We start from the raw sequence: 18,444 nt of genomic DNA on the forward strand, positions 1-18,444 counted from the left end.
TTGACTATCAACGGAACACCATCATGGACCAGGCTGTGAGCCATGCGCCGACTCTCGCGACGAGCGATCCCGCCGGCGCGGGCGGCAACGAATTTTCCTCGTTTTCCCACGCGCTGCCCGATGGCCGCGTGTGCTGCGTGCAAGTGCTCGCGGGCGGCAGCGTGGCGCTGCACGTCGACGGCGAAGCGCAGGCGCTGCTGACCGCGCGCTTCGACACCACGCACGTGTCGATCGACAATCTCGGCGACGCGCGAACGCTCGGTCGCCAGCCGCCGGAGATTTTTCTACCGCTGCTGGCCGAGTACTTCGCGCGCCCGGATCAGGTATCGACGATCGAGATCACCTTGCCGGTGAGTCGCGCATGGGCGGTCGACGCCGTGCGCAACGGCATCTTCGACGAGATCGAGGAAACCTCGGCCGGTTGCCGTCTGCGTTGCCGCCGCGCGAGCTTCTGGCAGCATCCGGCGATGTGGCTGCGGGCGACATCGAGCCGGGGCTTCGCGCCGCGCTACACGCTGACGAATCATCATCGGCATCCGGTGCGGCCGCCCAAGCCGCGCGGCGTCGTGTACGAACGCCAGCTTCCGCATCTGGATCTGACGTTTTCTCTGCGCACGATCCACGGCGAACAGGATCTCGAACTGTTCAATCGCTGGATGAACCTGCCGAACGTCGCGAGCGTGTGGGATCAGGCCGACGACACGATCACGCACGCGCGTTTTCTCGCCGATCAGGAAGCGGACCCGCATACGCAAACTTTGTTCGGCTGCTTCAACGGCGAGCCGTTCGCGTACTTCGAGGTGTACTGGGTCAAGGAAGATCGCCTGTCGCCGTTCTGCAATGCCGGCGATTACGACCGCGGCATTCATATTCTGGTGGGCAATCGGCGCCATCAGGGACCGGCGAAACTGGAAGCGTGGCTGCGCTCGCTATTCCATTACGTGTTCCTCGATGAACCCCGCACCCAGACGATTTACGGCGAACCCCGCATCGATAATGCGCGCTGGATCGATTACATGCAGGAGCAGGGCGGCGTGAAGCAGAAGGAATTCGACTTTCCGCATAAGCGCGCGGCGCTCATCAGTCTCGCCAGAGAGACTTACTTCGAGCACTTTGGTCCACGATAACAGCGCGATGTCTGAAGAAGGGGCGCTTCGGCGCCTTTTTTGCGTGTTGGGCACAAGCATTCAAGGAAACGTCACTTGACACGCATCACGCTCACACTTTTAAATGCGAATCATTATCAGTATCATTGCCAAAATTATTTCACGAGAGAGTTGCATTCGATGACGCATCGACAGCCTGCATTAAATCGCCTCATTTGCGTGCCTGCCGTTGCGGCATTTCTGCTGTGAGCGCTGCGTTGAATCTCTTTTGCCTGCCATTTGCAGGCGGCAGCGCGGCGGTATTCAACCCGTGGCGAACGCTCGCTCCCGCATCGATGCGCGTGACGCCGATGGTGTTGCCGGGACGCGGGACGCAATGGGGCGAACCGTTGGTCGCCGAGTGGGCGACGTTGCTGGATCGGCTGTATGCGCAGATCGCGCCGTATGCGCACCAACCGTACGCGTTGTTCGGCCACAGCATGGGTGCGCTGCTCGCGTTCGAACTGGCGCATCGGCTGCGTGCGCACGGCATGCCGGCGCCTGCGTTGCTGATCGTGTCGGCGACGCGTCCGCCGCGCGAGGATCATCGCCTGTCCGGTATCGACTGGCGGCGTTGCGCCGACGAACAGGTGCTCGACACGCTGTTCGGCATCAGCGGCAGCGATCCGGCCTGGGAACACGCCGAGTTGCGCGAGCTGATGTTGCCGATCGTGCGCAACGATTTTCAGCTTTGCGCGGATTACCGCTATCGGGAACGCGCGCCGCTGGCCGTGCCGATTCACGTTCTCGCCGGTCGCGACGATCACGGTTGTCCGTATGCGCCCGCCTTCGCCGCATGGCGCGACGAGTCCAGCATGAGGACGACCGGCCGTGAAGTCGATGGCGGCCACCTGTTTCTTCGCGACGATCCGGCTGCCGCGTTCGCGGCGGTCATCGACGCGCTCGACGCTTTGCAGCGCGAACCTTTTCACTCTATCTAGTCAGGAGTCAAGCATGTCGACCGATATCCGGGAAGCACCCGCTGAAATCCAGCTCGCCGACACCGTGTTCCAGAAGGGCAGCACGCGTCTGCCCGTCATGCACGCCCCCGCCGACGCCAGCGACATTCTCGATCGCGGCTGGCACGCAACGATCGCCCGCCATCTCGCCCGCGACGGCGGCGTGTTGCTGCGCGGTTTCGCGGACATGAGCATCGATCGTTTCCACGAATTCGCGAAGAGCTTCGGCTCGCCGCTGCTGTCGTACGAATTCGGTTCGACGCCGCGCAGCGAGGTGCAGAAGGGCGTGTATTCGTCGACCGAGTACCCCGCGCATCAATGGATTCCGCAGCACAACGAGCAGGCCTACACGACCAACTGGCCGATGAAGATCTGGTTCTATTGCGACGTTCAGCCGGAAGATCGCGGCGAAACGCCGGTGGCCGATTCGCGCGTCGTGTATCAGGGCATCGACCCCGCGCTGCGCGAGCGCTTCGCAAGCCGCAAGCTGATGTACGTGCGCAATTACGGCGGCGGTCTCGATCTGTCGTGGCAACAGGTCTTCAATACCGACGACACCGCGGTTGCCGAAGCGTATTGCCGCCAGCATCAGATCGAATGGGAGTGGAAGGAAGACGGCAATCTGCGCACCCGCCAGATCTGCCAGGCGGTCGCGCGTCATCCGCGTACCGGCGAGGACGTGTGGTTCAACCAGGCGCATCTGTTCCATGTGTCGGCGCTCGAGGAAACGACGCGCGAGGCGCTGCTCGACATCGTCGAGGAAGAGGACCTGCCGCGCAACGTGTACTACGGCGACGGCTCGCCGATCGCCGACGAGGAACTCGACAGCGTGCGCGCGGTGTACGACGCGCATCGGCTCGATTTCGCGTGGCGGCGCGGCGACGTGATGATGCTCGACAACATGCTGATGACGCACGGCCGCGCGCCGTTCTCGGGGCCGCGACGCATCGTCGTCGCGATGGCGGAAGCGCACGGCGTGTAAACGCGGCGCACCGTTTCGTTGCGCGCGCATCGAACGTTGCAAACGTTTCACGCGCCCTTTCATTCGTTTGAACGAACCAGAGAAGAGGTCCCATCATGCAGGAACCGATGCCCATGCAGAAGCAGGCGCTAGCGCATGCGCTGATGACATCCCGGCGCACGCTGATCGATACCGCTTCGCGCATCGTCGGCTGCCGTCGCGGCGGCGAGGATGTCGTGCACGACATCTGGCTCAGGCTGGAAGAAGCCGACGACTTCGGCGAGATCCGTCAGCCTGGCGGCTATATTGCGCGGATGGTCCGCAATCATGCGATCGACCGTTGCCGTCGTCTGAATCTCGAAGCCTTTTATTGCGCGCCGGAAGAGGCGGCGCTCGACGTCGCGTGCGAAGAGCCGTCGCCCGAGCAGGCCAATATGAATTGTCAGGCCATGTGCATGCTCTCGGATGCGCTCGACGCGTTGCCCGAACGCTCGCGCACCGCGTTCTGCCTGTATTACGTGTACGGCTACACGCAGCGGGAAATCTCGGACCACCTCGGCGTATCGTCGACGCTCGTCAACTGCATGGTGCGCGACGCCACCGTGCATTGCCGTGCGCGTCTCGAAGCCTATCGTCCGGGCCAATGAATTCGTTCCGGGCGGCATTGCTGCCCGGACTCACTCAAGTCAAGCTAACCAGGAGAAGTGAACCATGAGTTTCGATAACGACGACGCGATCTACCAGGTGGTCATCAATCACGAGGAACAGTATTCGATCTGGCCGGATTTCAAGGAAGTGCCGGCGGGCTGGAGCAAGGTGGGCGTGCAGGGTAATAAGCAGACCTGTCTCGAACACATCGAAAAAGTGTGGACCGACATGCGTCCGCTGAGCTTGCGCCAGGCGCTGGCACAGCAAACGGCCTGAAACACAGGCGCGCTTCGAGGCGCAATTCAGGCGCGCCTCACGAACTACGCGGGCGGGTTGCGATCGTTTCGACGATGGCGACCCGCCCGCTTCGTTTCACACTGCGATGGACGGAATGCTCTTCATGCAGCGCAGCGCGAACATCGACCGGCTGTGGCGGATGCCGGCGATCTTGTAGAGCTTCTCGCGCAGAAAACGTTCATAACCCGCGGTGCCGTCCACCGCGACCTTCACCAGATAGTCGTAGTCGCCCGAGACCAGATACGCCTCGAGTACTTCCGAGAGCGTGGCGAGTTCGGCGCCAAAGCGCGCGAGCGCGTCGTCGTCGTGACGGTCGAGCGTGACTTCGAGCAGCACCACATCCGCGAAACCGAGCTTCTGCTGATCGAGCAGCGCGACGTAGCCGCGAATGTAGCCCTCGGTTTCCAGCTGGCGCGTGCGATTCCAGCACGCGGTGGTCGACATGCCGACCAGTTCGGCGAGTTCCGCGTTGCTCAGGCGCGCGTTCTTCTGCAGTTCACGCATGATCTTGCGGTCCTGGTTGTCGAGTGGGCGATTTCGGGTGGTCATGGGGTGTCAGGAAGGTTGTTCCGTGTATTGCAATGATAGCGGAATATCGTCCTGTATTTAATGGCTGCGTGCGCAACTTTAAGAAGCCTATCCAGCCTATCGCCGGGTATATTTTCAGCGTGCATTCATGCCCGGGACAACCGCCCGGGCCGCGGGCCCCAACCCGCGGCCTCGTTCAGCCACAAGCTGTCTTCCGGTGTCTCGCTGCCTTCACGGGAAGGCGGCACGCGGGCGAATTCCGGCGCTATCCGCGCGGGAAGGCGCGCTCGCCGGGCATGGACGCATGTTCCTAACCGAATGCTTGCCCACATCACCACGTCGATAGCGACGGGTTTATCCGACCCTGAGCGAGTCGCGGCTGCGTGCCGTGGCAATGCATGTAACCCATGCCTGCCGATGTCGATCCAGCTGTACGTTTCATTTCTTCTTGCTTCGTTAGTTCTCGTCTACTCCCCCGGTCCCGTCAATGTACTGACGATGAGTCAGGCACTCAGCGCCGGTTGGCGCGCCGCGTTGCCCTGCGTATGGGGCGGCACCTGCGCGGTGCTGGTCCAGCTCGTTTTCACCGCCCTGTGTCTGAATTCACTGCTGCTTATCGACGAGCGCGCGTTGGTCGCGCTGCGTTGGGCCGGCGCGATCTATCTCGTGTATCTCGGCTGCAAACAATGGCGCAGCGCGACGTTTGTCGCGACTGCAAGCTCCGATCGCGAACGCGGGTTGTTCTGGCGTGGCTTTGCCACGTCCGGGCTGAATCCGAAAACGCTGCTGTTCTTTCCTTCGTTCTTTCCGCAGTTCATCAGCGCGCCTGCCGATTCCGCGGACTGGTCCGCGAATCAGCAATACCTGTTGCTGGCCGCGACGTTTGCACTGGTGTTTGCGCTCGGCGTTGCATCGACGGCGGTGTTCTCGCATCGGCTGCGGACGGTTTTACAAAGGCCGACGCGATTGCGCGCGGTGAATCGCTTGATGGGCAGCTTGCTCGTTGGCATGGGCGCGTTGATGGCAGCGATGCGTTGAACGCAGAGCGCTAGAAACGCCTGAAAAAACACAAGCGCGAAAGGCGACGTCCCGGTAACGGGTGTTGCCTTTCGCGCTTTCTTTCGTACTCGTCGTACGTTTGGAACCGTGGTTTTCGTTCTTCGGAACAGCCGGCCGGTCAATGGAAAATCAGATACAGAATGACCAGCACGATCAACGGAACGCCAAGAAGCCAGCCAAGTAGATAAGGCATGATGTGATCTCCTTTCGTGTTGAAGTTTAAGTACGAAATAGATCGAGCATCCGGCGTGCCTGCCCTCGTGATCGTTGCGATGAGTCGAGTGTGGTGCGCCGCATCACGCGCCTGACGCGGGCTCGGACGTCAACCGTTGTCCGCGAAGCCCGGATACAAGGTCATGCCGCCATCGACGAACAAGGTCGTGCCGACCACGTAATCGCTTTCATCAGACGCGAGCCATACGGCAGCCTTGCCGATGTCGTCGGTTTCACCGATACGTCCGTACGGAATCAGCTTCAGCAACGTGTCGAGCGCGGCCTGCGTGTCCCACGCGTCCTTATTGATCGGTGTGCGGATCGCGCCTGGTGCGATCGAGTTGACGCGGATGCGCTCCGGCGCAACTTCCTGCGCAAGGGATTTCATGAACATCTGAATGCCCCCTTTCGACGCTGCATAGTTGACGTGCCCGGCCCATGGAATCACTTCGTGCACCGAGCTCATGCAGATGATTTTGCCGAGCGCTCTGGACACGTCGCGCGGCCCGCGTCGGCGGAATTCCCTGACGGCTGCCTGCGCGGTCAGAAATTGTCCGGTCAGATTGGTGGCCAGTACCGCCTGCCAATCCTGTAACGTCATCTCGGCGAAGGCGCTGTCTTTCTGCATGCCCGAATTCGCGACCACGATATCGACCGTGCCGAAATGGGCGCGGCACGCGTCGAACATGTGGTCGACCTGTGCGGGGTCGCTGACGTCCGCTTGCACAGCGAGCGCTGCGCCGCCGGCACTTTCTATTTCCTTGGCCAGTTGTTGCGCTTCTTCCGCATGAGCGTGGTAATTCAGTACGACAGCCGCGCCCGCATCCGCCAGTGCTTTTGCAACGCCATAGCCAATGCCGGAACTGGCGCCGGTGATCAACGCAACCTGTCTTGCGAGTAACTTTTCCATCGCACTCTCCGCGCGTGAATACGGTGACGGGTAGATGACAACGAAGCATCGAAACAACGAAAACAACAAAGCAAAGCCGCCGGATACGCGCCGCGATTTGCGACGATATCCGGCGGCCGTTCGGCTCGCCACCTTGCCTGTGCTACCCAAACTCTACCCAAACTGCGAGAGCGCGACGAACAGGCGAAAAGACTAACCGAAGCGCTCAACCCGCGACGGCTATATCACGCCCGCCACCAGCAACACGATAATCACGATCAGCACGATGCCGATCCCGCCGGTAGGCGCATAGCCCCACGAACGGCTATGCGGCCAGGTCGGAAATGCACCGATGAGTAGAAGAATCAGCACAATCAGAAGAATAGTTCCCAACATATATGACCTCCGCTTGGGTTGATAGGACCTGCCGTGACGACAGCCATGCAGCGCCCGTTGTGGGACGGGTTGGCGAAAGGCAGATCGACACTCCTGTCGAGCAAACCGCATGCCCAGACAAAAATTCAAACGGAGGTAGGTTTCAAACGTCGAGAATCCGGAAGCGCCGCAGCGTGTCGATCTGAAACTGCACGCAGCTCGCGCGGTAGTCGCGGCAGAGTAGTTCCGCTTGAGCGACGTCGCCATGACGAATCGCGTCGAGAATGGCGCGATGCCGATCCATCGGCAAGTCGGCTAACGCGGTGAGCCGTAACGTCAGATCGCGCACACGGCGAATCTGATCCCAGCACTCGTTGACGATCTGCGCGAGCCGCGGATTGCCGCCGAGTTTCAGCAGATGCGCGTAAAAGGTTTCGTCGGCGGCGCCCCATGCGTCGAGATCGCTCTTTTCGCGGGCGCGCTCCAGTGCCTGGCATGCGTGATCGAAAGGCGCCAGATCTTTCGCGCGCAGATTCGCCGCGGCGACGATGCCGGCCGCCGTCGCCTCCAGACTGGTTTGCACCTGATTGATTTCCTCGACATCCGCCAGCGACACCTGGCGCACGCGAATGCCGTGGCGCGGCACGATCTGCAGCAGGTTTTCCTTTTGCAGCCGGACCAGCGCTTCCCGCACGGGCGTGCGGCTCACGCCGAACAGATCGACGAGATCGCGCTCCAGCAATTGCATGCCGGGCCGGAATTCGTTGCTGAGAATCTTGGCACGCAGTTGTTGATACACCGCGTCGGTGGATGTTTCGCGCAGCGTGGTCATCTGTTCTGTCTCGCCGACGGATTGAAGGCGATTCTGCCACGCACGCGTGCAAACACTCAACGCTCGAACACCCGAACGAGGGAGCAATAAAAACCGCTACCTGTCCCACACTTCGTCGGGCAACGGCAATCCCGCCAGATCCTGCGCGGTCAACGGACGCTCGACCGGCACGCCTTCGCTCTCCAGCATCAGCATCACTTGCCGCGTGTGCTGCGCGCTATGCCACGCGGTACGTTCCAGCACTTCATGCATCGGACGCCGCCCATAGTAAGTCGGCACCTCGTAGCTCAGCGAGCGGTCCGTCTCGGCCTCCCACCATGCGCGTAGACGCTTGCGCACGCTGTCGCCCCATGCGGCGATGTCCTCGGGGCCCCAATCGCCGGGCGGCACTTCGTCGAAGCCCTCGAACAGCAGTTCGATCTGCTGCGCGGCTTCGATACCCATCTCGGCGACGCGAAACACGTGAAACGTCAAACCCGCCGGGGTGCGATTGCGATTGCGGAAGCGCTCGCGAAACGCCGGACCGCTGAACTGCCGCGTGTAGCGCGCATTCGATTCGAGCACGAGCTCAAGCCGGTCGACGAGTTCGGCCGGCGGCAGCGGCGTCAGGATCTTCGTCTTCAGATCCAGAAACTTGATGACGTCGTTGATCGACTGGCAGAACGTGTATTTGCCGCCGAGCGCCACGACGGGGACGCTGCGTGCGCCGAGCGCGGTCAGCTTTTCAAGGCCACCGGCGTCGTTGTGCACGTCGATGGATTCGAACTCGATGCCCTGTTTGGTCAGGAATTCCTTGGTCCGCAGGCAGGACGAACAGCCGGGCTGCCAGAACACCTGGATCTTGGCGTGGGTCGCGGTTTGCATCATTGGCTCCTCTCGGTCGGGCGGCGCGGCGTGGGCTGACGGTGGACGTCATGGGTTGTGTCCTAGGTTGACGTCATTGTTCGCCGTACCGCGCGGCGTGCAAAGCATTGCTTGACCATGCCGCCATCGCGATCCACGATGGCAACGCGCGGATCCAAGTCCCACTGGCTCGCGCGTTCCCTCATTTGCCGCGAGCCGCCATGCCGACACTCGATCCGCTTTCACTCAGGCTGTTCGTCAGCGTCGCCGAAACCGGCACGATCGCGGCGGCGGCGCAGCGCGAACATATCGCGGCGGCGGCCGTCAGCAAACGTATCAGCGAGATCGAAACGACGCTCGGCGTGACGCTTCTGCGACGCACCAACAAAGGCGTGATGCCGACCGCCGCGGGCGAGCGGCTGGTCACGCTCGCGCATCGCGCGCTGCACGAACTCGACGACATCGCGGTGCAGATGCGCGACTACGCGAGCGGCTTCAGCGGCTTGATCCGGTTGGTGGCGAACGTGTCGTCGGTCGTGCAGTTTCTGCCGCATGAAATTCAGGCGTTCGCCGCGCAGCATCCGCGCATCCGGATTCAGCTCGAAGAAAAACCGAGTGCTGGCGTGGTGAAAGCCGTGGCCGGCAATGCGGCCGATATCGGCGTGTTCACGTCCGTGCCGCATGGCTACGACGTGCAGACGTTCCCCTACCGGCGCGATTGCCTGACGCTCGTCGCGCCAGTGGGTCATGCGCTCGCGCAGCGTCAGGCGATCGCCTTCGCCGATACGCTCGATTTCGAATACGTCGGCTTGCCGTCCGATACCGCCATCAGCCAGCAATTGACGCGCGCGGCGCACGCCCACGCGCGACCCGTCAATCTGCGCATTCAGGTGACGAGCTACGACGCGCAGTGTCTGATGATCGCCGCCGGCCTCGGACTCGGCGTGATGCCGCGCGCGGTCGCGCAACAGCAGGCCGCGAAACTGGGACTTGCGACGATCGCGTTGACCGACGCGTGGGCCGAGCGCGAACTGCTGCTGGCCGTGCGTTCGCTGGACGCGCTGCCGGTCGCGTGCCAACTGCTGGTTGCGCATCTTCGCGGTGTGTGAGTGTGGCGGGGTTACCGCGTGATCGCCGCGAGAGTGGTGCACGGGTCCCACCGGCATTAAGCGTTTCCCCCTTATCCCGCAGCGCCGCATGCGGTGCTAGCATCGGAACGTTCGCGCGCGGCGGCGCCTGGCCAGCGCCGTGCGCGCCTTGCCCTGCCGGACGTCCGCGTGCGCTCCGGCGCCGCCTGGAGAAGCGTCGTGCCCAAGACCCGATCGACCGCACAGCCCGAAGCGCGCAACGGCAATTCATCGCAACTCGCGTACGAAAGCCTCCGGCAGAAAATCATCGAAAGCGAGTTGACGCCTGGCTCCTACGTGCTCGAACAGGAACTCGCGCTGATGCTCGGCGTGAGCCGCACCCCAATCCGCGAGGCAGCGATCCGTCTGCAGGGAGAAGGTCTCGTCGAAATCGTGCCGCGTCACGGCATCCGCATCGTGCCGACCTCGGTGACCGATATCAGCCACATCTATCAGGTTCTGATCAGCCTCGAATCGACGGCGGCGGGGCTGGTGGCCGCGCGCAGCGGCGTGGACCTCAGCCCGCTCGACAACGCCTGTCAGCAGATGACGGAGGCACTCGCCGCGCAGGACATGCAAGCTTGGGCCGCCGCCGATGAAGCGTTCCACGAAGCGCTCGTGCAGCTCGGCGGCAACTCGCGGCTCGCGCAGGTGGTGATGAATTGCCGCGACCAGGTGCATCGCGTGCGGCGTTTCACGCAGCAGTTGCGGCCGCATCCGCAGCCGAAGAAATCGATCGCGGAACACTACGAAATCATCGAGGCGATCCGTCGCGGCGATGCAGCGCGCGCGAGCCGGTTGTATCGCCAACACCGCGAGCGCGGCTGGCGCGAGCAGACTGCGGTGCTGCAGCAACACGGTATTCATCAGGCTTGATGCCGCCTTGGGCGATTTCATGAGATCGCCAGAAAATCCCTTGAAATCAGGCATAAAACTGACGAATGATTCGTGAGAAAGCGGGGTAAACCCAGCCGGTTTTCAACGCGGATGTTCTGTACTTTTAACGATTTAATGCATACATTAACTTACACGGCGATCGCGTAACGCCACATCGGCGAGCTCGATTTCCGACCCGCTACCGGCGTCGCGGCGCGTGGCGGTGCGAGAAAAAAACGCGGCACGGAAGGCGACCATGACGGGCCATCAACCGTCAATCGTGGATGGAGACGAACCACATGAACGCGATTTGCCAGATCGCGCGGGCGGTGTGCCTGTGCGCGACGCTGACGCTTGCGAGCGTCGGCGCCAACGCCAGTTCGTTGACGGTGACGCACTGGGGTGACGGAATGTACGGCGTGCCGTTCGCGGTCGCGCTGGACAAGGGGTACTTCAAGGAAGAGAAAGTCGACGTGACCGGCTTTATCACCTCGGAAGGCGGCGGCACCAGCATCCGCAATGCAATGGCGTCGGAGATTCCCTACGGTGAGGTGGCCTTGCCCGCCGCCATCGCGGCGGTGAAGCAGGGCGTCGATCTGACCATCGTGCACGGCGGCGTGCAAAGTCTTGGCGACCTGGTGTGGGTCGAATTGAAGAACGGCTCGATCACCAACATCAAGCAGATGAAGGGCAAGACGATCGGCTACAGCAGTCCCAAATCGACCACCGACATGATCTCGACGATCGCACTCGATCGCGTCGGTCTGCTCGGCCAGGTGCAACGCAAGCCGGTCGGCAGTTCGAGCGGCATGCTCACGTCGCTGCAACAGGGCGCGGTGGATGTCGCCTACATGACCGAGCCGTCGTACAGCGCGAAGAAGGACGGTCTGCGAATCGCATTCCGTTCGAACGACGTGGTGCCGAACGAAACGCAAACGGTGGGGATTGTCCGCACCGATTATCTGAAGGCGCACCCAGAAGTGATTCGCGGCATCATCGCGGCGCGCCGCAAGGCGGTGATCTACATGGCGACGCATCGCGCCGAAGCCGCGCAGATTCTCGCGAAGGAGTACAAGATGGACCCGGCGGTCGCCGCCTCGGCCATCAACAACGTGCTCGACGCTGATCCGAAGTACTGGAGCGAAGGCGGCTTCGACTACAAAAGCATGGACGAAGTCCTGAAAGGTCTGGTGCTGGTGAAAGCCATTCCCGAAGGTCCGTTCGACTGGCCGAAGATCGTCGACGAATCGATGTTGCCGGCCGATCTGCGCAGCAAGAAGTGAGGCCGCGATGAGCGCGTTATCCCGCCATAAGCCCAACATCTCGGTGGTCGCGCCGAGTACGCTGTCGCCCGACGGCAAGCGCATCGAAGCCACGCTGACCGACGTCACGCGCATCTATCCGGGCGTCGACGGCAAGCCGCCGTTTCACGCACTCGGTCCCGTGAGCCTCGAATTGCGGGCCGGTGAATTCTTCTCCGTGGTGGGGCCGTCGGGTTGCGGGAAGTCCACCCTGCTCGACGTGCTGGCCGGTTTGAATCCGGCGAGCGGCGGCACGGTGACGTTTGAAGGCAAACCCGTCGGCGCGCAGGTGCCCGATGGCGTGGCCGTCGTGTTTCAGGAAGACGCGAGTTTTCCGTGGCTCAACGTGTTCGACAATGCGGCGTTCGCCGCGCGCCAGGCCGGTGTCGCCGAAACGGAAGTGCGCGAACGCGTCGAACACGCGCTGTCGTTCATGGGCCTGAAGAAGTTTGCGAGCGCGTATCCGGCGCAGCTGTCGGGCGGCATGCGTCAGCGGGTCTGCATCGCGCGCGCGATGGTGGTGCGGCCACGCTTGCTGTTGCTCGACGAGCCGTTCGGCGCCCTCGATCAGCAAACCCGTCTGCTGATGGGCGACGAAACGCTGAAGCTGTGGCGCGACACCGGCGCGACCGTGCTGCTGATCACCCACTCGATCGACGAAGCCGTGCTGCTATCCGATCGCATCGGCGTGATGTCCGCGTGTCCGGGCCGTTTCATCGCGACGATCGAAACCGGTTGGCCGCGCCTGCGCGACAGTACGACCGCGCTCGACGCGCGCTTCGGCGAATTGACCGCCCAGGTGTGGGGCCTGCTGCGCGAGGAAGCGCTCAAGGCACTCGGGAGCCAGGCGTGAAACCCGCCCTTCGCTGGCGGCTCGGCTTGATCGTCGGGCTGATCGTGGTGCTGGAGATAGCGAGCCGGATGGCGTGGATCAACCCGGTGTCGTTCATTCCACCATCGCGCATGATCGTGAGCGCCGCCGAATTGTTGTGGTCGGGCCAGTACACCACCGACATTCTGCAAACGCTCGGCAGCGCATTGCTGGCGGTGGCGCTCGCGGTCGTGGCGGGTTTTGCCGGCGGCGTGCTGCTCTTCAGACTGCCGCGCGTGCGTCGCGTGCTCGATCCGCTGCTGCTGTCGTACTACGCGGTGCCGGTGTTCGTGCTCTATCCGATCCTGATCGTGCTGCTTGGGCTGAATCGCTGGCCGCTGGTGGGCATCGGCTTCGTGTTCGCCGTCGTGGCAATGGCGGTGAATACGCTCAACGGTCTCGAGCGCGTACCGCGCGTGATGTTGCGCACGGCCCGCGTGTGCCGGCTGAATACCTTCGACGAAATCCGTCTGATCACGTTGCCGGCGAGTCTGCCGTTCGTCTTCACCGGTATCAAGCTGACGGTGGTGTACGCATTCATCGCGGTGGTGGCGGGCGAATTCGTCCTGTCGGGTTCAGGCTTCGGCTATCAGATCGCGTTCGCGTATAACAACTTCGATAACCCGACCATGTACGGCCTGATGGTGCTGATGCTGCTGTTCGTCGGCACGCTCAACGCGCTGCTGCGCACGGCCGAAGCGCGTCTCTACCGGCGCATTCGCAGGGAGGCCGCATGAGTACGATCGTCGTTGCGCATACGGAAAAACCGCGCCACGCGCGCCGCTGGGTCGACGGCGTGGTGCTGCTGATCGTGCTCGCCGCGCTGTGGCAGATTGCCAGCGAATTGCTCGGCCCGGATGTACTCACCACGCCGTGGCGCACGCTGATCCGCGCGGTGCATATCGCGAGCGATCCGGATTTTCCGGCGAGTCTGTACGTGACCGCGTTCGCGTTCGGGTCGGCGTTCCTGATCTCGGCCGTGTGCGGCGTATGCGCCGGCATGCTGCTCGGCGTGCGCAAGTTGCCCGGCGACGTGATGGAGCCGCTGATGATGGGCTTCTACTCCATTCCGAAGGTCACGCTCTACCCGGTCGTCCTGCTCGCGTTCGGCTTGGGCCTGTGGGCCAAGATCGTGTTCGGCGTGATGCACGGCATCGTGCCGATCACGTTGTTCACGATGAACGCGGTGCGCAACATGCCGCCCATCTATTCGCGCGCGGCCCGCACCTACCGCTTGAATCCGGGCGCTTTCGCGCGGCACATCCTGTTTCCCGCGTGCGTGCCGGAAGTGGTCGCGGGATTGCGGATCGGTTTTTCATTGACCTTGCTCGGCACGTTGATCGGCGAAATGTTCGCGTCGCAAAGCGGCATCGGCCACATGCTGATGATCGCGATGAACCGCAGCGAGACCAGCACGATCATGGCGCTCGCGCTGATGCTCTTCGTCTTCGCGACGCTCGTCAATCTGCTGCTGCTCGCGTGGCAACGGCGACTCACACACAGCAACTGAGCAGGAGCGTTCGATGAGCACATCCGCGAAACTGAAGACGATTCTCCAAAGCGGACGCTTCGTCGTCGCGCCCGGCGTGTTCGACATGTTCTCGGCGCGCGTGGCCGACCGGCTGCCGTTCGAGGCGCTGTACATGACCGGCTACGGCGTGTCGGGTTCGTATCTGGGCGTCGCCGATGCGGGGCTGGTCAGCTACGCCGACATGGTCGGACGTGCGCGGCAAATCGCCGAGGGTATCGGCAAGCCGTTGATCGCGGATGCGGACACCGGTTTCGGCGGCCTGCTCAATGTGCGTCATACCGTACGCGGTTACGAGGCCGCCGGCGTGCAGGCGATCCAGATGGAAGACCAGGTGATGCCGAAAAAATGCGGCCACACGCAAGGGCGCCAGGTCGTTCCGCTGGACGAGATGCTGAAGAAAATCGACGTGGCGCGGGAAGCGCGCCGCAGCGACGACATGCTGATCATCGCGCGCACCGATTCGCGCACCACGCTTGGCCTCGACGAAGCGATCCGGCGCGGCAGGGCGTTTGCGAAAGCGGGCGCGGACATCGTGTTCGTCGAATCGCCCGAAAGCGCGGAAGAGTTCGAGCGGATCGGCGGCGAGCTTGGCGATTGCGGCGCGTGGCTGTTCGCCAACATGGTGCCCACGGGACGCTCGCCGGTCGTGGCGAGCAGCCAGTTGAAGGCGTGGGGCTTCAGCATCGCGATCTATCCGTCGATCGGCATGGCGGCTGCCACCGCCGCGCTGGATAGCGCGTACCGTCATCTGCTTGAACACGGCGATTCGCTGGACTTGCAGGTGCCGTCGTTCACGATGGACCAGCTGCACGAACTCGTCGGCTTTCCCGAGGTGTGGGCCTTCGAGAAACGTCATGCGCAAAGCGGCGAGGCCGCATCATGAACGCGCCGCGCACGCTGTTCGACAAGCTGTGGGACAGCCATGCGATTGCGTCTCTCGCCGGTGGCGTCGATCTGCTGCAGGTGGATCGCAACCTGATGCACGAGTTGACCGGCGTCGAGGCGATCCGGGTGCTCGAAGCACGCGGCCTGCCTGTCGATCAGCCGGCCTTGACCTTCGCGACGCTCGATCACGTGATCTCCACGCAACCCGGCCGCCGCGCGGGCGACGCCGGCTGGAGCACGACGATGGTCGACGCATTGCGTGAACAGACCGCGCGCTACGCGATTCCGCTGTTCGATATCGGCGCGCAGGGGCAGCAGGGCATCGTGCATGTGATCGGGCCGGAGTTGGGTTTGTCGCTACCGGGCACGCTGATCGTCTGCGCGGATAGCCACACGTGCACGCACGGCGCGCTGGGTACGCTCGCGTTCGGCATCGGCTCGACGGAACTGGTCCATGTGCTGGCGACGCAGACGGTGCGGCAGAAAAAGCCGCGCACGATGCGGATTCGTTTCGACGGCAGCGTGGCCGAAGGCGTCACCGCGAAAGACATGATTCTGTATGTGATCGGTGCGCTGGGGGCGAGCGCGGGCACCGGTTACGCGGTCGAGTTTGCCGGCCCGGCGGTGCAGGCGTTGTCGATGGAAGCGCGTTTGACGCTGTGCGATCTGACGATCGAACTCGGCGCCAAATTCGGCCTGATCGCGCCGGACCAGGTGACGTTCGATTATCTGCGTGGCCGTCCGTACGCACCCCAAGGGGCCGACTTCGATGCCGCGGTGAGCGATTGGCGTGGCTTACCGAGCGACGCGGGCGCGCAGTTCGACCACGAGGTCGAGATCGACGCATCGGCGATCGCGGTGCAGGTGACGTGGGGCACGAGCCCCGAGCACGTCATCGCCATCGATGCCGCCGTGCCGGACCCCGTCAGCGAATCCGACCCCGCCCGTCGCGAAGCACTGCAGCGCGCGCTCGATTACATGGGCGTGCACGCGGGGCAGCATCTGGAAGAACTGGCCGTCGACCGCGTATTCATCGGCTCGTGCACGAACAGCCGTATCGAAGATCTGCAGGCGGCCGCGCGCGTGGTGGCCGGCCATCATGTCGCCGATGGCGTGACCGCGTGGGTGGTGCCGGGTTCGTTGAGCGTCGCGCGCGAAGCCGAGGCGCAGGGACTCGCGCAGGTGTTTCGCGCGGCGGGTTTCGAATGGCGCGAACCCGGCTGTTCGATGTGCGTCGGCGCGAACGGCGACGTGGTGGGGCGCGGCGAGCGTTGCGTGTCGACGTCGAACCGCAACTTCGTCGGCCGGCAGGGCCCCGGCGCGCGCACGCATCTGGCTAGTCCAGCCGTCGCGGCGGCGAGTGCGCTCGCCGGTCATATCGCCGCGCCATCGAGCGTGAGTGCGGGAGCCGTGCGATGAAACCGTTCACCGTCGTCAAGGGGCCGGCCGCGCCGCTGCTGCGCAATAACGTCGACACCGATCTGATCATCCGCATCGAACGGATTTCGCAACTCGTGCGCGGTCAACTCGAGCCGTGGCTGTTCGAGACACTGCGCTATCGCAATGGGGGTCCCGAAGAGGGCGAGCGTGACGATTTCGTGTTGAACCGGCCGGCGTTTCGTCATGCGTCGATTCTGCTCGGCGGCGCCAATTTCGGTTGCGGCAGTTCACGCGAAATGGCCGTGTGGGCGCTGGAAGAGTTCGGCATTCGCTGCGTGATCGCACCGTCTTTCGGCGACATCTTCTTCAACAATTGTCTGCAGAACGGCTTGCTGCCGGTGCGTCTAGACGCTGCGTCGATCGACACGCTGGCGGCTGTCGCAGCGAATGGCGTGCCGCTCGAAGTCGATCTGCGCGCGCTGGAGATTCGCGCGAGTGGACTGGCGCCGGTGTCTTTCGACTTCGATCCGTCGCGCCGCGCGGTGCTGCTCGAAGGACTCGACGAGGTCGACCAGACGCTGCGCCTCGCCGACGAGATTGCCGCTTTCCGCCGCGAAGATCGCGCGAGGCGTGCCTGGGCTTACCTGCCGCGATAGCGCGCGCTGTCGTTGGGACTGTCTTGACGAATGTACCGGCGAATGCGAATGCGGATGAATGCGTTCGCATCGATCCGTCGGCGTCGTCCGATCCGACCTTCACTGGGAGAAGCACCGTGAGCCGTTCCGCACGTTTCAGAGAGTTGTTGAAATCGCCGCCCTTCGTTTGTCTTGGCGCGCACGACGCGTTGACCGCGAAGCTGGCCGAGCAGGCGGGCGCGAAAGCGATCTACGTCAGCGGCTTTGCGGCGTCGGGCATTCTGGCCGGCGAGCCGGACGTCGGCTTGTTGACGCAGACGGAAATGTTCGAACACATCCGCCGGATCTGTCGCGTGACTTCATTGCCCGTGTTCGCCGACGCCGATACCGGCTATGGCGGCATTCTCGACGTGCAACGGACGATTCGTCTGTGGGAAGAGGCGGGCGCATCGGTGTTGCATCTGGAGGATCAGGCGGTACCGAAGAAATGCGGCCACTTCGCGGGCAAGCAGGTGATTCCGAAGGAAGAGATGCAGGCGAGGCTGCGCGCGATGCTGGCCGCGCGCACCGATCCGGATTTCTTCGTCGTCGCGCGCACGGACGCGATTGCCGTGACCGGACTCGACGACGCGATCGACCGGCTCACCGCCTATGCCGAGGCTGGCGCGGATGGCTTGTATGCGGACGCACCGGAAAGTGTCGAGCAGATGCGCGAGCTGGTGCGCCGCCTGAAGCCGCTCGGCAAACCGATCCTGTTCAACATGGCGCGCACCGGCAAGAGCCCCTTTCTGACGCTCGACGAGGTGTACCGGATCGGCTTCGACTACACGCTGTGTCCGATCGAATCGATGCTGGCCACGCACAAGGCGGTGAAGGAGATGATGGAAATCTTCCTGCGCGAAGGTTCGACCGACGCGGTGGCGGACCGGCTGACTTCGTTCAAGGACTTCAACCGCTTTGTCGGTCTCGACGAAGCGGTGGCCGTGGAAGCTTCGTATAACGTGAGTACGATCGCGCCTGAACCTAAAGTCGACGCGGCCTGAAACCGATCGACGCTTTTAGCCAATCTTCAGGTTAAATGCACAGAAG

At 63.1% G+C, this 18,444-nt stretch carries 21 protein-coding genes; 16 read left to right on the forward strand and 5 right to left on the reverse strand.

Features of this window, described 5'->3' with window-relative positions; all coding sequences use genetic code 11:
* Positions 1 to 23 precede the first annotated feature (23 nt).
* The 5 genes from LFL96_RS28720 to LFL96_RS28740 all read left to right on the forward strand — a co-directional run bounded on the left by LFL96_RS28720 (position 24) and on the right by LFL96_RS28740 (position 3,989).
* Complete coding sequence (locus LFL96_RS28720; RefSeq protein ID WP_281001282.1) at positions 24 to 1,127, forward strand: GNAT family N-acetyltransferase; 1,104 nt, start codon at positions 24 to 26, stop codon at positions 1,125 to 1,127.
* A gap of 236 nt (positions 1,128 to 1,363) precedes the next feature.
* On the forward strand, positions 1,364 to 2,086 hold the full coding sequence (locus LFL96_RS28725; protein ID WP_281001283.1) for an alpha/beta fold hydrolase: 723 nt from the start codon (positions 1,364 to 1,366) through the stop codon (positions 2,084 to 2,086).
* 13 nt (positions 2,087 to 2,099) lie between these two features.
* Positions 2,100 to 3,086, forward strand: a complete 987-nt coding sequence (locus tag LFL96_RS28730; RefSeq protein WP_281001284.1) for a TauD/TfdA family dioxygenase — start codon at positions 2,100 to 2,102, stop codon at positions 3,084 to 3,086.
* Between the two features lie 95 nt (positions 3,087 to 3,181).
* Positions 3,182 to 3,712 carry a sigma-70 family RNA polymerase sigma factor gene (locus LFL96_RS28735; RefSeq protein ID WP_281001285.1) on the forward strand — a complete coding sequence of 177 codons (531 nt, stop codon included), beginning with the start codon at positions 3,182 to 3,184 and terminating at the stop codon, positions 3,710 to 3,712.
* 64 nt (positions 3,713 to 3,776) lie between these two features.
* Complete coding sequence (locus LFL96_RS28740; protein WP_281001286.1) at positions 3,777 to 3,989, forward strand: MbtH family NRPS accessory protein; 213 nt, start codon at positions 3,777 to 3,779, stop codon at positions 3,987 to 3,989.
* Positions 3,990 to 4,085: 96 nt separating this feature from the next.
* Here LFL96_RS28740 and LFL96_RS28745 read toward each other — a convergent pair whose 3' ends face one another.
* Positions 4,086 to 4,559 carry an Lrp/AsnC family transcriptional regulator gene (locus tag LFL96_RS28745; RefSeq protein WP_035559916.1) on the reverse strand — a complete coding sequence of 158 codons (474 nt, stop codon included), beginning with the start codon at positions 4,557 to 4,559 and terminating at the stop codon, positions 4,086 to 4,088.
* A 396-nt stretch (positions 4,560 to 4,955) separates the two neighbouring features.
* On the opposite strand from LFL96_RS28745, the gene LFL96_RS28750 reads away from it, so the two are divergent.
* The gene (locus LFL96_RS28750) at positions 4,956 to 5,576 is read left to right on the forward strand and encodes a LysE family translocator (protein ID WP_281001287.1); all 621 of its coding nucleotides are present in this window, start codon (positions 4,956 to 4,958) and stop codon (positions 5,574 to 5,576) included.
* Positions 5,577 to 5,919: 343 nt separating this feature from the next.
* Here the strand turns inward: LFL96_RS28750 and LFL96_RS28755 are convergent, their stop codons facing one another.
* From LFL96_RS28755 to LFL96_RS28770, 4 genes are all read right to left on the reverse strand, one after another.
* Entirely contained in the window at positions 5,920 to 6,720 is an 801-nt protein-coding gene (locus tag LFL96_RS28755; protein ID WP_281001288.1) for an SDR family oxidoreductase, read from the reverse strand.
* 219 nt (positions 6,721 to 6,939) lie between these two features.
* Complete coding sequence (locus tag LFL96_RS28760) at positions 6,940 to 7,095, reverse strand: DUF3309 family protein (protein ID WP_281001289.1); 156 nt, start codon at positions 7,093 to 7,095, stop codon at positions 6,940 to 6,942.
* Positions 7,096 to 7,237: 142 nt separating this feature from the next.
* On the reverse strand, positions 7,238 to 7,906 hold the full coding sequence (locus tag LFL96_RS28765) for a GntR family transcriptional regulator (RefSeq protein ID WP_281001290.1): 669 nt from the start codon (positions 7,904 to 7,906) through the stop codon (positions 7,238 to 7,240).
* 96 nt (positions 7,907 to 8,002) lie between these two features.
* Positions 8,003 to 8,770, reverse strand: a complete 768-nt coding sequence (locus tag LFL96_RS28770; protein WP_281001291.1) for a DinB family protein — start codon at positions 8,768 to 8,770, stop codon at positions 8,003 to 8,005.
* Positions 8,771 to 8,970: 200 nt separating this feature from the next.
* On the opposite strand from LFL96_RS28770, the gene LFL96_RS28775 reads away from it, so the two are divergent.
* The 10 genes from LFL96_RS28775 to LFL96_RS28820 all read left to right on the forward strand — a co-directional run bounded on the left by LFL96_RS28775 (position 8,971) and on the right by LFL96_RS28820 (position 18,398).
* On the forward strand, positions 8,971 to 9,858 hold the full coding sequence (locus tag LFL96_RS28775) for a LysR family transcriptional regulator (RefSeq protein ID WP_281001292.1): 888 nt from the start codon (positions 8,971 to 8,973) through the stop codon (positions 9,856 to 9,858).
* A 198-nt stretch (positions 9,859 to 10,056) separates the two neighbouring features.
* A complete protein-coding gene (locus tag LFL96_RS28780) occupies positions 10,057 to 10,752 on the forward strand; it encodes a GntR family transcriptional regulator (RefSeq protein ID WP_281001293.1) in 696 nt (231 codons plus the stop codon).
* Between the two features lie 299 nt (positions 10,753 to 11,051).
* Positions 11,052 to 12,035 (forward strand): ABC transporter substrate-binding protein, encoded by a 984-nt coding sequence (locus tag LFL96_RS28785; protein ID WP_281001294.1) that lies wholly within the window; start codon positions 11,052 to 11,054, stop codon positions 12,033 to 12,035.
* A 7-nt stretch (positions 12,036 to 12,042) separates the two neighbouring features.
* Positions 12,043 to 12,906 carry an ABC transporter ATP-binding protein gene (locus tag LFL96_RS28790; protein WP_281001295.1) on the forward strand — a complete coding sequence of 288 codons (864 nt, stop codon included), beginning with the start codon at positions 12,043 to 12,045 and terminating at the stop codon, positions 12,904 to 12,906.
* A complete protein-coding gene (locus LFL96_RS28795; protein WP_281001296.1) occupies positions 12,903 to 13,661 on the forward strand; it encodes an ABC transporter permease subunit in 759 nt (252 codons plus the stop codon). The genes LFL96_RS28790 and LFL96_RS28795 overlap by 4 nt, the downstream gene beginning before the upstream one ends.
* Positions 13,658 to 14,434: an ABC transporter permease gene (locus LFL96_RS28800; protein ID WP_281001297.1), complete on the forward strand. Its 777-nt coding sequence runs from the start codon at positions 13,658 to 13,660 to the stop codon at positions 14,432 to 14,434. Before LFL96_RS28795 ends, LFL96_RS28800 begins: the two co-directional genes overlap by 4 nt.
* Before the next feature lie 13 nt (positions 14,435 to 14,447).
* Positions 14,448 to 15,338: an isocitrate lyase/PEP mutase family protein gene (locus tag LFL96_RS28805; protein WP_281001298.1), complete on the forward strand. Its 891-nt coding sequence runs from the start codon at positions 14,448 to 14,450 to the stop codon at positions 15,336 to 15,338.
* Positions 15,335 to 16,759, forward strand: coding sequence for a 3-isopropylmalate dehydratase large subunit (gene leuC, locus LFL96_RS28810; RefSeq protein ID WP_281001299.1), 1,425 nt, complete (start codon positions 15,335 to 15,337; stop codon positions 16,757 to 16,759). Before LFL96_RS28805 ends, leuC begins: the two co-directional genes overlap by 4 nt.
* Positions 16,756 to 17,376: a 3-isopropylmalate dehydratase small subunit gene (gene leuD, locus LFL96_RS28815; RefSeq protein ID WP_281001300.1), complete on the forward strand. Its 621-nt coding sequence runs from the start codon at positions 16,756 to 16,758 to the stop codon at positions 17,374 to 17,376. The genes leuC and leuD overlap by 4 nt, the downstream gene beginning before the upstream one ends.
* 116 nt (positions 17,377 to 17,492) lie before the next feature.
* Positions 17,493 to 18,398 carry an isocitrate lyase/PEP mutase family protein gene (locus LFL96_RS28820; protein WP_281001301.1) on the forward strand — a complete coding sequence of 302 codons (906 nt, stop codon included), beginning with the start codon at positions 17,493 to 17,495 and terminating at the stop codon, positions 18,396 to 18,398.
* Positions 18,399 to 18,444: the final 46 nt, after the last annotated feature.

It is taken from the genome of Paraburkholderia sp. D15, from assembly GCF_029910215.1.
GTDB lineage: Bacteria > Pseudomonadota > Gammaproteobacteria > Burkholderiales > Burkholderiaceae > Paraburkholderia.